12 protein-coding genes are annotated in these 13,027 nt (G+C 69.4%); 9 read left to right on the top strand and 3 right to left on the bottom strand.

Translation table 11 applies throughout. The features are described 5' to 3' along the window. Positions 1-4 precede the first annotated feature (4 nt). On the bottom strand, positions 5-1,321 hold the full coding sequence (proS, locus tag IBL26_RS20000) for a proline--tRNA ligase (RefSeq protein ID WP_187786280.1): 1,317 nt from the start codon (positions 1,319-1,321) through the stop codon (positions 5-7). A 394-nt stretch (positions 1,322-1,715) separates the two neighbouring features. Next, on the bottom strand, positions 1,716-1,976 hold the full coding sequence (locus tag IBL26_RS19995) for a DUF1467 family protein (RefSeq protein ID WP_187786279.1): 261 nt from the start codon (positions 1,974-1,976) through the stop codon (positions 1,716-1,718). Between the two features lie 267 nt (positions 1,977-2,243). On the opposite strand from IBL26_RS19995, the gene IBL26_RS19990 reads away from it, so the two are divergent. The 9 genes from IBL26_RS19990 to IBL26_RS19950 all read left to right on the top strand — a co-directional run bounded on the left by IBL26_RS19990 (position 2,244) and on the right by IBL26_RS19950 (position 12,039). Then, complete coding sequence (locus IBL26_RS19990) at positions 2,244-3,359, top strand: acyltransferase family protein (RefSeq protein WP_187786278.1); 1,116 nt, start codon at positions 2,244-2,246, stop codon at positions 3,357-3,359. A gap of 127 nt (positions 3,360-3,486) precedes the next feature. Beyond that, positions 3,487-3,726 carry a hypothetical protein gene (locus IBL26_RS19985; RefSeq protein ID WP_187786277.1) on the top strand — a complete coding sequence of 80 codons (240 nt, stop codon included), beginning with the start codon at positions 3,487-3,489 and terminating at the stop codon, positions 3,724-3,726. Positions 3,727-3,843: 117 nt separating this feature from the next. Continuing rightward, on the top strand, positions 3,844-4,356 hold the full coding sequence (locus IBL26_RS19980) for a hypothetical protein (protein ID WP_187786276.1): 513 nt from the start codon (positions 3,844-3,846) through the stop codon (positions 4,354-4,356). A gap of 5 nt (positions 4,357-4,361) precedes the next feature. Beyond that, positions 4,362-5,348, top strand: coding sequence for a 4-hydroxy-tetrahydrodipicolinate synthase (gene dapA / locus IBL26_RS19975; RefSeq protein ID WP_187786275.1), 987 nt, complete (start codon positions 4,362-4,364; stop codon positions 5,346-5,348). Positions 5,349-5,720: 372 nt separating this feature from the next. Further along, positions 5,721-8,165 carry a ligase-associated DNA damage response DEXH box helicase gene (locus tag IBL26_RS19970; protein WP_241749605.1) on the top strand — a complete coding sequence of 815 codons (2,445 nt, stop codon included), beginning with the start codon at positions 5,721-5,723 and terminating at the stop codon, positions 8,163-8,165. Between the two features lie 270 nt (positions 8,166-8,435). Further along, positions 8,436-8,999, top strand: coding sequence for a DUF1003 domain-containing protein (locus IBL26_RS19965; RefSeq protein ID WP_187786273.1), 564 nt, complete (start codon positions 8,436-8,438; stop codon positions 8,997-8,999). 75 nt (positions 9,000-9,074) lie between these two features. Then, on the top strand, positions 9,075-9,818 hold the full coding sequence (pdeM, locus tag IBL26_RS19960) for a ligase-associated DNA damage response endonuclease PdeM (RefSeq protein WP_187786292.1): 744 nt from the start codon (positions 9,075-9,077) through the stop codon (positions 9,816-9,818). Then, a complete protein-coding gene (locus IBL26_RS19955; protein ID WP_187786272.1) occupies positions 9,815-11,287 on the top strand; it encodes a cryptochrome/photolyase family protein in 1,473 nt (490 codons plus the stop codon). Before pdeM ends, IBL26_RS19955 begins: the two co-directional genes overlap by 4 nt. Continuing rightward, the gene (locus tag IBL26_RS19950) at positions 11,284-12,039 is read left to right on the top strand and encodes a metallophosphoesterase (RefSeq protein WP_187786271.1); all 756 of its coding nucleotides are present in this window, start codon (positions 11,284-11,286) and stop codon (positions 12,037-12,039) included. Before IBL26_RS19955 ends, IBL26_RS19950 begins: the two co-directional genes overlap by 4 nt. Positions 12,040-12,122: 83 nt before the next feature. Here the strand turns inward: IBL26_RS19950 and IBL26_RS19945 are convergent, their stop codons facing one another. Further along, positions 12,123-12,875 (bottom strand): FadR/GntR family transcriptional regulator, encoded by a 753-nt coding sequence (locus tag IBL26_RS19945; RefSeq protein ID WP_187786270.1) that lies wholly within the window; start codon positions 12,873-12,875, stop codon positions 12,123-12,125. Positions 12,876-13,027 lie beyond the last annotated feature (152 nt).

Raw genomic sequence — 13,027 nt, 5'->3', positions numbered from 1 at the left:
GGGGTCAGGCCCCCAGGATGCGGTGCAGGGCTTCTTCCAGCGACACTTCCACCCGCTCGCCCGTCGCGCGGCGCTTCAACTCGATGATGCCGTTGGCGGCGCCGCGCGGGCCGATGATGGCCTGCCATGGGTAGCCGGCCAGATCGGCGTCGTTGAACTTCACGCCCGCGCGGTCGGCACGGTCGTCGTAGACGGCATCGCCCTGCAAGGCGGCGTAGAGCTTCTCGCTCAGTGCATCCGCCGCCAGGTCGCCCGGCTTCAGGTTGAGGATGGCGGTGCGGAACGGCGCCACCGCATCCGGCCAGATGATGCCGGCCTCGTCGTGACTCGCCTCGATGATCGCGCCCAGCAGGCGAGAGACGCCGATGCCGTAGCTGCCCATCTGCGGCACCACCGGCTGGCCATCGGGGCCGGCGACGGCCAGGCCCATCTTCTCGGAATACTTGGTTCCGAAGAAGAAGATGTGGCCGACCTCGATGCCCTTGCCTTCGCGCTGGCGCTCACCGGGCACCTGGGCCCAGGCGGCCTCGTCGTGCATCTCGTCCGTCGCGGCGTAGAGGCCGGTGACCTGGTTGAAGAACTTCTCCAGGTCCTCGGGCTTCTCGGGGTCGTAGTCGGCGTGGGAGAGCTTCAGCTCCTCGAACGCCGCATCGTAGAACACCGTGCTCTCGCCGGTCGGCGCCAGAATGATGAATTCATGCGACAGGTTGCCGCCGATGGGGCCGGTATCGGCGCGCATCGGCACGGCGCGCAGGCCCATGCGCTGGAAGGTGCGCATATAGGCCAGCATCATGGCGCGGTAGGACCGCGTCGCGCCTTCCACGTCCATGTCGAAGGAATAGGCGTCCTTCATCAGGAACTCGCGGCCGCGCATCACGCCGAAGCGGGGGCGCACCTCGTCCCGGAACTTCCACTGGATGTGGTACAGGTTGCGCGGCAGGTCGCGGTAGGACTTGGCGTAGCCCTTGAAGATGTCGGTGACCATTTCCTCGTTGGTCGGGCCGAACAGCATCTCGCGCTCATGCCGGTCGGTGATGCGCAGCATCTCCTTGCCGTAGTCGTCGTAGCGGCCGGACTGCTTCCACAAATCCGCGCTCTGGATCGTCGGCATCAGGATTTCCTGGGCGCCGGCGGCGTCCTGCTCCTCGCGCACGATCTGCTCGACCTTCTTCAGCACGCGCAGGCCCAGCGGCAGCCAGGCATAGATGCCGGCGCTGGTCTGCCGGATCATGCCGGCGCGCAGCATCAGCTTATGGGACGCGATCGCCGCCTCGGCGGGGATCTCTTTCAGGGTCGGCAGGAAGGCGCGGGAAAGGCGCAAGGGAGCAGCTCCGGACCAAAGACGTTGGCGCGGAACCTAGGGGGGAATGGCCCAGGATGCCAGGGAGGGGATCGCAACGGAGCGTTGCCATGCTGCGTAGCAACAAAAGAACGTTTGCACCGCAGCAAAAGCAATTAATTGTCAATAAGTGCTTGTATGGAACAAATCCGTGCGATACAAAAAAAGGGCCGCACCAAGGTGCGGCCCGAGTTTAGGGAGGAAACGCCAGTCACACGGCAGGAAGAGAACCAGCTCTCTTCCTGAGACCAAGAGTGACTGCCCAAAGCCTGATCAGCAATGTAAAAGCAGGCCATTAGAGCCAAAAAATCAGGCGCTCGGACTCTATTCGCCCATAATTTGGGCTTAACTGCCGAATTCCGCAAAATGCCGCCTATTATGCAGGCATTGCCAGCCAGCCAGTGCGGAAGCTCAGCCAGTCGCTATTCACCAGGTACCAGATGACCAGCCAGACCGCGGTGGCCACCACCGTGGTCCACAGCGCCTTGGTGACGATGGCGGGACTGCGCGGGGTGCCGCGCCAGCCGCCGCTCTCACGCTCGGCCGCCTCTTCCGGCACCACGCCGAAGGGCAGCACGGCGAACAGCACGGTCCACCACACCACGAAATAGACCATCACGCCTGTGACCCAGCCCATGGCGGAGCCTCCCTTCGCTCTGTTCGCCTGCCAATAGTCCTTCGCCCCGGCGGAGGCCAGGGTGGGCTGCTGGCGCACCAGCCGGCCGTGCACCGCATGGCCGGGTCGCTCGCCACCCCGTGAAGGGACCGAACGGCACCTCTGGCGTTAGGAAGCCGACAGGTGCCAACACAGGCACCGGCCTCCACGCCGTGGTGACGTGCTTCCACGGCTTCATCGGCGCCAGCCCGCACCCGGCGGTGGCGCCCCTCATGGGCCCGGGAGCTGATGACGACCTCGCCGAAACGCCTGATCGAACTGGATGCCCTGCGTGGCATCGCCGCCTTCATCGTGGTGCTGCACCACGCCTGGCTCTCCCTCCCCGACAGACCCGATTGGCTGCAATGGCTGCTGGAGACGACGCCGCTGCGGCCCGTTGCCATGGGCAGGCAGGCGGTGGTGTTCTTCTTCGTGCTCAGCGGCTTCGTGCTGACCCGGGCCCTGGCTAGCCAGGAAAGCCGCCAACCGGGCAGCGTACTCAGCCTTCCTGGCGGCGCCAGCTATGCAGCCCAGCGCGCGGTGCGGCTGGGGTTGCCGGTCCTGGCGGCGGTGCTGTTCTCCGCCCTGCTGCAATCGGCGCTGTGGTCCGGCCCGCTGCCGGCGGAAACACCGCATATCGTCGGCGGCGCCGCGTGGGACGAAATGTGGGACTGGCGCTCCCTGATGACCCAGATAATGTTGCTCAGCTATGGCGACGGCTTCCAGCTGGACCCGGTGCTGTGGTCCCTGGTGCATGAATGGCGCGTGGCGCTGCTGCTGCCGCTGGTGCTGCTGTTGCGCGGCCGTCTGGCCATCCTGGGCGCCGTGGCCCTGCTCGGCGCCGGGGTGGCGCGGCTGGCTGGGATGCCGGAGGGCTCGGTCTCCCTGGGCGAGAGCGTGCCGCTGACCTTCGCCGCCAGTGCCGGCTTCCTGCCCGCCTTCGCCGCCGGCGCCGCGCTGGCGCTGCGCCCGGTGGGCCGGCTGGACCACGGCCAGGCCCTGGCGGCCGGGCTGGCGGTGGCGGTGCTGGCCATGACGGCGTCGGATTACGGCGTCATCATCGGCTCCGTCCTGCTCATTATGCTGGCGCAGCGGGATGGCACACTGGCGGCACTACTGCGCAGGCCGCTGCCGCTGTGGCTCGGGCGGATCTCCTTCAGCCTTTATCTGATCCACATGCCGGTGCTGCTGGCGCTGACGCATCTGCTGCGGGACTGGATCGGCCCGGTGTCGGTGGCGATGCTGGCCATACCACTCTCCCTGCCCCTGGCCGCGCTGATGTACCGCACGGTGGAGCAACCGGCGCACCAACTGGCCCGCCGCCTGCGCTGGTCCGCGCCGCGCACCGCCCCTGCGCGGGCCTGATGTGCCCCGGCGCGGGCCCTGCCCCGCGCCGGTCCGTGGAAGGCGTGAAGCAGCCATGTTCAAATTGGCACCGGGATGTCAGCGTCTCTTCATCACACAGCAACGGTTCCACGCCATATGAGGGGGCATGTACCTCGCCCCTTCCAGCGCCCGCCCGGCCGCCTCGCCCGAAACCCTGATCAGCCGGGGCGGTGCCGAGGCCCCGATGCTGGCCTTGTTCGAGAATGCCGCGACCGCGCAGGCCGCCATTCTGCACACGGGCGCGCGCGTGCTGCGGGACAAGTCTCCCGGCGTGGTGATGCTGGTGGCGGACCACGGCCTGCGGGAACGGCTCTATGCCGCCGGTGCCATGCTCGTGGTCGGCTGAGCAAGCCCGGCCTGCCTAAACGGCGTTGATGCCGCCTTTACGCACCACCCGCGCAATCCGCATCGCGCCTTTACGGCCCTTGGCCACACTGTTCCGGGCATGGAGGATACCATGCCCATGCGATGGTCTCGCACCCTGCCCGGCCCAAAGGCCGTCATGGGGCGTTCGCTGCTGAACCGGCCGGCGCGCCTGCACGCCGCCCTGGCCACCTCGACCGACCCGGACAATGACATGCTCGACGCGGTGGAAGCCGGGCCGGCCGACCGCGTGATGGTGGTCGGCGGCACCACGGCGGACCTGCTCTGCGCCAGCATCCGGCGCGGCTGCCGCGGCGCGGTCGGCCTGGCTACCGCCCCCGCCCACCCCGACCCCGCCGACGTGGTGCTGGCCCCGCGCGTCTCCACCGCCGAGGAAGCGCTGGGCATCGCCCGCAGCGCCCTCCGCGCCCTGCGGGGCAGTGCCCGACATGGCCGGCTGGTGGTCCGCCTGATCGGCCAGGGTGCGCAGGTCCGGGCAAGGGAACTGGCGCTGGCCCTGGCCGCGCTGGGCTTCGCCCGGATCCAGATCGGCCGTCGTGCCGGCGGCGTGCTGGTAACCGGCGAGTGCCGCCGCACCGGCCTGGCGGGCTGACGACCATGGGACGCCCCTATCTGCGCCAGCCCCTGCCCGGTGGCAGCATGCCCGCCCTGGTCACCCCTTTCCGCCCTGGCGATGGCGAGATCGACGACCATGCCCTGGCGCATCTGGCCGACCGCGCGGTGGAACGCGGCGCCAGCGCCCTGGTGGTCTGCGGCAGCACCGGGGAGGCACCTGCCATGACCCCGCAGGAACAGGCCCGCGCCCTGCATATCGTGGTGGAGGCGGCGGACGGCCGCGTGCCCGTCATCGCCGGCATCGGCGGTGCCTGCACCCAGGCGGCGGTGGCCCTGGCCGGCGCTGCCCGCCAGGGTGGCGCCGCTGCGCTGCTGGTGGCCGCCCCGCCCTACGTGAAGCCGTCGCAGGACGGGATGCGGGCACATCTGCGCGCCGTCTCCGGCTGCACGACGCTGCCGGTCATTCTCTATGATGTGCCAGGGCGCGTCGGCGTCGGCTTCAGCGACGACAACATCGCCCGCCTGTACGAGGAAGGCGTGGTGCAGGCGCTGAAGGACGCCACCGCCGATCTGGCCCGCCCGCATCGCCTGCGGCGCCTCTGCGGCATGGAGTTCCAGCAATACTCGGGTGACGACGCCACTGCCGCGGCGCATCGGCTGATGGGTGGCGCCGGCTGCATCTCCGTCACCGCCAATGTCGCCCCCGCCCTGTGCGCCGCCGTCATGGAAGCCTGGTCCCGCCAGGAGATCGACCGGCTGCTGGAACTGAACAACGCCCTGGCGCCGCTGCATGAAGCCTTGTTCGCCGAGACCAACCCAGGCCCGGTCAAGGCCGCGCTGGCCTTGTCCGGCCTCTGCGACGCCGCGCCCCGCCTGCCGCTGCTGCGCGCCGGGGCCACGCTGGTGGCGCGGCTGGAGGTTATCCTGGCCGAGCTCTCACCCCTGGAGGAAACGCTGGCCCGCAGGCGGCGGGAAGCACCCCGGATGATGGCGGAGGTTCTGGCGCTGGCCCGGCACGGACGGGCCTGACGGGCGCGCAGGAAAGCAAGACCGGGGAAGGAATTCCCCGGACCCTCCTTTTTATTTGCGGTGTTCCTTAGGCGGGGCTTTGGCGGGCGAACCTCCCTCGAACGCTTGCAGGCGAACTGCACGCGTTGCGTCGGCCCCCGTTGGCCATCGTCTCGGGCATCCGTGCGACGGCGGCTTGGAGACGACCCGGCGCTTTCGCTCCAGGCAAGGTACGCCTTCCGAAAAACCGACGAGGCCGGGGATTTGATGCGCCGCCGTCTTCCGGTGCCCGCCCCCGCTCCCATATCCTCTCCGACGATGAGAACATTGCCGGAACCCTTTGCCAGTTGGTTCGCCGCCCGTGGCTGGCGCCCCAGGCCGCACCAGATGGCGATGCTGGACGCGGCGGAGGCCGGGCAAAGCGCGCTGCTGATCGCGCCTACCGGCGGCGGCAAGACCCTGGCGGGCTTCCTGCCGAGCCTGATCCAGTTGCATGCCCAGCGCAGCGAAGGGCTGCACACGCTCTATATCTCTCCGTTGAAAGCGCTGGCGGTGGATATCGCCCGCAACCTGACCGCCCCGGCCGAGGAAATGGGCCTGGACCTGCGGATCGAAACCCGCACCGGCGACACCCCGGCCAACCGCCGCGCCCGGCAGCGGCAGAACCCGCCGCAGATCCTACTGACCACGCCGGAAAGCCTGACCCTGCTGCTCTCCCTGCCCGATGCCAACGAGATGTTCGCCGGGCTGCAATGCGTGGTGATCGACGAAATCCACGCCCTGGCCGGCACCAAGCGGGGGGACCAGCTGGCACTGTGCCTCTCCCGCCTCTCCGCCCTGGCGCCGTCCATGCGGCGGGTGGGGCTCTCCGCCACCGTCGCGCATCCGCGCGCGCTCGCCGCCTGGTGCGCGAAGGATGCCGATCCGGACTCGGTGCGGATCGTGCAGGAATCCGGCGGCGCGTCGCCCGACCTCTCGGTGATGCTGCCCGCCGGGCGGTTGCCATGGGGCGGCCATATGGGCCTGTCCTCAATGCCGGAGGTGTATGAGCGGCTGAAGGAGGCCGGGGTCACCATCGTCTTCGTCAACACGCGAGCGCAGTCGGAACTGTGCTTCCAGGCGCTGTGGCGGCTCAATGAGGACAACCTGCCGATCGCCCTGCACCACGGCTCTCTGACCATCGAGCAGCGGCGGAAGGTGGAAGCGGCGATGGCGGCGGGCAAGCTGCGCGCCGTGGTCGCCACCGCCTCGCTCGATCTTGGCATCGACTGGGGCGCGGTGGACCAGGTGATCCAGGTAGGGGCGCCGAAGGGCGTGGCGCGGCTGCTGCAACGCGTGGGCCGCGCCAACCACCGGATGGACGAACCCTCCCGCGCCATCCTGGTGCCGGCCAACCGCTTCGAGGTGATCGAGTGTCGCGCGGCGATCGAGGCCGTGGCGGCGCATGAGGTGGATGGGGACCCACCGCGTCCTGGCGGGCTGGACGTGCTGGCGCAGCACATCCTGGCCATGGCCTGCCACGCACCGTTCTTCCCGGACGACCTGTTCCGGGAAGTCACCGGCGCCGCGCCCTATGCCGCCCTCACCCGCCAGGATTTCGAGGACACGCTGCGCTTCGTCGAGGATGGCGGCTACGCCCTCTCCGGCTACGAGCGCTTCCGGCGGTTGTTCCGCGACTACCAGGGCATGGTGCATGTGCGCGGCCCGCAGGTGGCGCGGCAGTTGCGCATGAATCTCGGCACCATTGTCGAGCTGCCCTTGCTGAAGGTGCGGATGCGCGGCGGCCCGATGCTGGGCGAGGTGGAGGAATGGTTCATCTCGACGCTGGAGCCGGGCGACAACTTCATCTTCGCCGGCCAGGTGGTGAAGTACGAGCGGCTGGACCCTACCGCCGTCATCGTCTCCCGCGGCGGGGAAGGCGAGCCGCGCGTGCCGGCCTATGGCGGCAGCCGCATGCCGCTGACCACCTTCCTGGCCAGGCGGGTGCGGGAGATCCTTTCCCACCCGGAGCAATGGCGCGGCCTGCCGGCCTCCGTGCGGGAATGGCTGGCGATGCAGCGCCACCGCTCGGAGATGCCGCCGCAGGAGGGCCTGCTGATCGAGGTGTTCCCGCGTGGCAGCCGCTGGTTCATGGTCGCCTATTGCTTCGAGGGGCGGCTGGCGCACCAGACGCTGGGCATGCTGGTGACCAAGCGGATGGAACGGCTGGGCATGGCGCCGATGGGCTTCCTCGGCACCGACTACGTGCTGGCCACCTGGTCCGCCTTCGAGCCGACCAACCCGGAGCGGCTGTTCGAGGAAGACCTGCTGGGCGAGGAGCTGGAGGAGTGGATCGCCGAAAGCTCCATGCTGCGGCGGACCTTCCGCAACATCGCCACCATCGCCGGGCTGCTGGAGAAGAACCATCCGGGGCAGGAGAAATCCGGCCGGCAGATGACCATGTCCTCCGACCTCATCTACGACGTGCTGCGCAAGCACGAGCCCGACCACATCCTGCTGCGGGCCACCCGTGCCGAGGCCGCCGGCGGGCTGACCGACGTCTCCCGCATCAGCACGCTGCTGGCGCGTGCCAGCGGCCAGATCCGCGTGCGGCGGCTGGAGGCGGTCTCCCCCCTCGCCGTGCCGGCCCTGATCGAGGAAGGGCGCGAATGGGTTTCCGGCAGCGCCGAAGACGCGTTGCTGGCCGAGGCCACCGCCCTGGTGGATGAGGCGACGGAGGGCGAGGAGAGCTTCACCGGCCAGTTGGGTCTGGAAGCCATCTCCGGCCCGCTGCCACAGCCCAGCCGGCGGGAAGCGCGCCCCAGGCGGTCCCGCTTCGCCCGCCAGCGCGCCGGTTAGGGCGTGATGGCTGGAGGTGGACACACCTGAACCGCCCGACCTAACAACGGCATAGAGCATGGTGCGTGAACGAATGTGACCGCAGCAAGACCGGCGGCGGTAGGATCGTCGGCGGCCGTGCTTCTCCGTTAAGCCTTCCATCACGGCATTGCTGCCCCTGCGTGTGAAGCGCTGCCCAGTGCAAGCGGCCAGCCCTACTCTCCGCCGCACAGGCCGAGTCGTGCGGGCTCACCCCTTTTGCCGCACCGGCGCCGCCGCAGAGGCACTCAGATGGACCAGCGCGTTACCCTCCTCGCCCAACAGTTGCTGGAAAGCGGCTTCGACCGGTTCAACGACCGGGAACAGCGGGTGCTGCTGCGCATCGCGCAGAAGCACACCGTCACGCGCGGGGTGAACCGGGTGATGGCGGAATCTGACAGCGTCGGTGACCGCATCGCCGACCGGGTGGCACGGTTCGGCGGCTCCTGGGCCTTCATCCTCAGCTTCATGGGGATGCTGGTGGTGTGGGTGGTGGGCAACGGCGCGTTGCTCGCCGGCTGGTTCACGCCCTTCGACCCCTATCCTTATATCTTCCTCAATCTGATCCTCTCCATGGTCGCGGCCCTGCAGGCGCCGCTGATCATGATGTCCCAGAACCGACAGGCGGAGCGCGACCGGGTAGCGGCCAGCCTGGACTACGAGGTAAACCTGAAGGCCGAGATCGAGATCATGGCCCTGCACGAGAAGCTGGACGAACTCCGCTCCCACCAGCTGGCGGAGGTGATGGCCGAGCAGAAGGCGTTGCTGCGGACCCTGGTGGAGCGGCAAGGCGCGGCGAAGCCGGGCGAGGCCTGAGCGGGCGGCTCGGCACCCGGCTGTTGCTTTTCCACCTTCCCGCGCCCCCCGGCCTCCGCTAACCCACTGTTGAACATGATCTCCGCACCCTTCCATCTGGCCGGCGAGCGCTTGCTGCTCGATCCCTCCGGCGCCTTGTTCTGGCCGTCGCGGCATTTGCTGGTCGTCTCGGACCTCCACCTGGAAAAGGGCAGCCACTTCGCCAGCCGTGGGCGGTTCGTCCCCCCCTACGATACGCGGGAGACGCTGGCGCGGCTGGCGCCGCTGATCCGCCGCTATACGCCGGAGCGAATCGTCTTCCTGGGCGACAGCTTCCACGATGCCGATGGCGCCGCGCGGATGCACGCGACCGACCGCTCCACCCTGATGCACCTGCTGGGTAACCGGCACATCACCTGGGTGCTGGGCAACCACGACCCGGTGGCACCGGACGACCTGCCGGGCGACGCGGTGCCGGAATACCGTGACGGCCCGTTGGTGTTCCGCCACGAAGGCGTGCCGACGCGGGAAGCGGGCTTCGAGCTGAGCGGCCATTTCCACCCGAAGGCCAGCCTGCCGACGCGCTGCGGCCCGGTGACGCGCCCCTGCTTCCTGGCCGATGCGCGGCGGGTGATGCTACCGGCCTTCGGTGCCTTCACCGGTGGGCTGGACATCACGTCACAGCCGATCGCCGCGCTGTTCCCGCGCGGCGGGCGCGCCTTCCTGCTGGGCAAGGACCGGCTGCACAGCGCCGCCGTCGGCCCGATGCGGCACCTGGCGGCGGCACAGTCCACCGGATCGGTGAACAGAATGGCGGATGCGCCGTTACACTCGTTATGAGCGCATCGCCTTCCCCCGCCATCCTGTGGTTCCGCAACGATCTGCGGCTGGCCGACAACCCCGCCCTGCATGCCGCCAGCGAAGGCGAGGTACTTCCGGTCTATGTGCTGGATGACGCGGCGGCCGGCCGTTGGGCCGCCGGCGGCGCCGGCCGATGGTGGCTGCATTACAGCCTGGAAGCCCTGGCCGCCGCGCTGAAGGAAAAAGGCGCCGAACTGCTGCTGTTGCGGGGTGAGGCGGCGACGCTAATCCCGCAACTGGCGCAGAAAATCGGCGCCTCGGCCGTGCACGCCTGCTCCCTCATCGCGCCCTGGGCGCGGGAACGGGACGCCGCCATCGCCAAGGCCATGGAACAGGCGGGCGGCGAGTTGGTGCTGCACAACCCGTTCCTGACGACGCCGGAGGCCATCCGCACTGGCCAGGGCAAGCCCTATTCCGTCTACACCCCCTTCGCCAACGCGGTGATGAAGCTGGGCGACCCGCCGCCCGCCATTCCCGCCCCCAAGCGCCTGGACGGCGTGAAGCCGCCCGTGAAGGGCGAGACGCTGGCGCAGCTGGGATTGCTGCCAAGCAAGCCGGTGCCCGACTGGGCCGCCGCCTTCAACGAGATGTGGGAGCCGGGCGAGGCCGGCGCGCACCGCCAGCTGGACCGCTTCCTGGAAGATGCGCTGGCCGACTACCCCGCCGGCCGCAACCGCCCGGGGGAGGATGGCTCTTCCCGCCTCTCCCCACATCTGCACTGGGGTGAGGTCTCGCCCCGGCAGGTCTGGCACGCAGTGCGGCAGCGCAAGGCCCCGGCCACCGCCACCGACACCTACCTGAAGGAAATCGTCTGGCGGGAATTCAGCCACAGCATCCTGTGGCACCAGCCCGAATTGCCGGACAAGCCGCTGCACGCGGAGTACGGCCACTTCCCCTACCGGCGGGACCCCAAGGCGCAGAAGGCGTGGCAGCAGGGGAGGACGGGCTACCCCATCGTCGATGCCGGCATGCGGCAGCTGTGGCAGCACGGCTGGATGCACAACCGCGTGCGGATGATCGTCGCCAGCGTGTTCATCAAGCACCTGCTGCAGCCTTGGCAGGATGGCGAGGCCTGGTTCTGGGACACGCTGGTGGATGCCGACCTTGGCAACAACAGTTTCAACTGGCAGTGGGTGGCCGGCTGCGGCGCCGATGCCTCGCCGTTCTTCCGCGTCTTCAACCCGGTGCTGCAGGGTGAGAAGTTCGATGCGGACGGCGCCTATGTCCGCACCTTCGTGCCCGAGCTGGCGAAGCTGCCGGACCGCTGGCTGCACCGCCCCTGGGAAGCGCCCGCCGACGTGCTGCGCGGCGCGGGCGTGACGCTCGGGCGGGATTACCCGGAACCGATCATCGACCACGCCACCGGCCGCGCCCGAGCGCTGGAGGCGCTCGCCACCATGAAGGCCCAGGCGGCCAAAGGGATGCCGGCCGAGGCAGAGCGGGGATGAACGTCGCCCCGGTCCATGCCCCCTACCCCTGGCCGACCCTGGCCCGCCTGAAGGCGGAATTCGCCGGGTTGCGCGTGGTGGGGGACGTGCATGGCGACGCCGTCGGCTTCGGCGTGGCCATCGAGGGGGCGCGGCAGAAGCGGCTGTTCACCATCCAGTTAGGCGACCTGACCGACCGCGGGCCGGACAGTGCCGCCACGCTGCGGATGGCGCTGGAATTGCGGGCCCAGCACAAGGGCCTGTTCCTGCTGGGCAACCATGACCACAAGCTGCGTCGGGCGTTGACCGGCGCCCTGGTCCGGCCGGACCCGGAGGGCCTGGGCGTCACCCTGCGGCAGATCGACAGTGCGCCGGATGCGGAATCGCTGCGGGAGCACGCGGTGGATGCCATCGCCGATGCGCCGGCATGGCTGCGGCTGGGGAGCTGGCTGTTCGTGCATGGCGGCTTCCATCCGCGCATGTTGCGGGAAGCGCCGCCGGTGAATGCCGGCAGCAGCAAGCCGGACGGGCTGGTGCCCCGCGCCCTGTTCGGCCAGGTGACCAGCCGGACGCGCATCGACGGCTATCCGGAGCGACTGCACAACTGGGTGCACCGCATCCCTTCCGGCATCACCGTCTATTGCGGGCATGAGACCCGCAGCGCCGATGGCCGCCCCTACGTTGCCGTGGCGGCGGCGGGCGGGCGGGCGGTGTTCCTGGATACCGGCGCCGGCAAGGGCGGGCATCTGTCCTGGATCGACCTGCCCTGGTGATGCGGCTGGCCTGACGGAACGCAGGCGCAGTTCGCCTAAGATCGCAGCTCTGGCCTGCAAGATTCGCCGTCAGCAGGCCCGCTTCAGCGCGCCACCAGCCCTTCGCGGTTGCGCTTGCGCAGGGCGGCGGACAGCCGCGCCTCTTCCCCCCGCCATTCGGAAAAGATCTGCGCGGCGAAGACGATGTGCTCGCGCATTGCGGCTTCCGCACCCGTCTCGTCGCCCTCCAGCACGGCGGTGGCGATGGCGCGGTGCTGGGCCAGCATCGCTTCCCGCACCGTCTGGCGCTGCCAGAAGCGCTCCCGGCTGTAGAGGATGCCCTGGCGCAGCAGCTCGGCGAACATGCGCAGCACGTGCAGCAGCACCAGATTATGCGTCGCCTCATGGATCAGCAGGTGCAGGCGGGTATCGGCGGCGGCTTCCAGCGCCGGGTCGGCGGCTTCGTGCGCTGCCTCCATCTCCCGCAGGCAGGCGGCGATCGCCTCGCGGTCCGGCGCGGTGGCGCGGCGGGCGGCCAGGGCGGCGGCCTGGGGTTCGATCAGGCGGCGGTACTCGAAGTAGTCCTCGCCGATGCGCGGGTTGCTGCCCAGCAACCCGGCCAGCGGCGCCAGGAACTGCGCCACGGTATGGCCCGCCTTCCCGCGTACCAGCAGCCCTTTGGCCTCCAGCATGTCCAGCCCCTCCCGCAGTGACGGGCGGGAGACGCCGAGCGTCTCGGCCAGTTCGCGTTCGGGCGCCAGCCGCTCGCCGGGGGCGAGCACACCTTCCAGGATCAGCCCTTCCAGATGCGTGGCAACGGCGGCGGCCAACGGGGGCGGTCGGAGCGGTTCGGTCATGGTCAGATCTTTTTACCAGCGAACTTCCCTGGTAAGAAGCCCATGCGGCACTGGTGCGCCGGATATTCCCCGCACCACGCCAAGACCATCGCGTGATCGGGCGAACCCGGCCATCACGCTTCAGACCACCACCACGTTCCAGCCTGGGAGGC

It is taken from the genome of Teichococcus aerophilus, from assembly GCF_014490485.1.
In the GTDB taxonomy this organism is placed as follows: Bacteria; Pseudomonadota; Alphaproteobacteria; order Acetobacterales; family Acetobacteraceae; genus Pseudoroseomonas; species Pseudoroseomonas aerophila.
The sequence above is the reverse complement of the archived record's forward strand: the minus strand, read 5'-3'. Positions and strand labels throughout refer to the sequence as shown.

Coding starts and splice junctions, on each gene's coding strand:
- IBL26_RS19980 (WP_187786276.1), top strand. CDS start 3,844: ATGCGATGGTCTCGCACCCTGCCCGGCCCAAAGGCCGTCATGGGGCGT.
- IBL26_RS19990 (WP_187786278.1), top strand. CDS start 2,244: ATGACGACCTCGCCGAAACGCCTGATCGAACTGGATGCCCTGCGTGGC.
- IBL26_RS19995 (WP_187786279.1), bottom strand. CDS start 1,976: ATGGGCTGGGTCACAGGCGTGATGGTCTATTTCGTGGTGTGGTGGACC.
- IBL26_RS19965 (WP_187786273.1), top strand. CDS start 8,436: ATGGACCAGCGCGTTACCCTCCTCGCCCAACAGTTGCTGGAAAGCGGC.
- IBL26_RS19970 (WP_241749605.1), top strand. CDS start 5,721: ATGCTGGACGCGGCGGAGGCCGGGCAAAGCGCGCTGCTGATCGCGCCT.
- IBL26_RS19955 (WP_187786272.1), top strand. CDS start 9,815: ATGAGCGCATCGCCTTCCCCCGCCATCCTGTGGTTCCGCAACGATCTG.
- dapA (WP_187786275.1), top strand. CDS start 4,362: ATGGGACGCCCCTATCTGCGCCAGCCCCTGCCCGGTGGCAGCATGCCC.
- IBL26_RS19950 (WP_187786271.1), top strand. CDS start 11,284: ATGAACGTCGCCCCGGTCCATGCCCCCTACCCCTGGCCGACCCTGGCC.
- pdeM (WP_187786292.1), top strand. CDS start 9,075: ATGATCTCCGCACCCTTCCATCTGGCCGGCGAGCGCTTGCTGCTCGAT.
- IBL26_RS19985 (WP_187786277.1), top strand. CDS start 3,487: ATGTACCTCGCCCCTTCCAGCGCCCGCCCGGCCGCCTCGCCCGAAACC.
- IBL26_RS19945 (WP_187786270.1), bottom strand. CDS start 12,875: ATGACCGAACCGCTCCGACCGCCCCCGTTGGCCGCCGCCGTTGCCACG.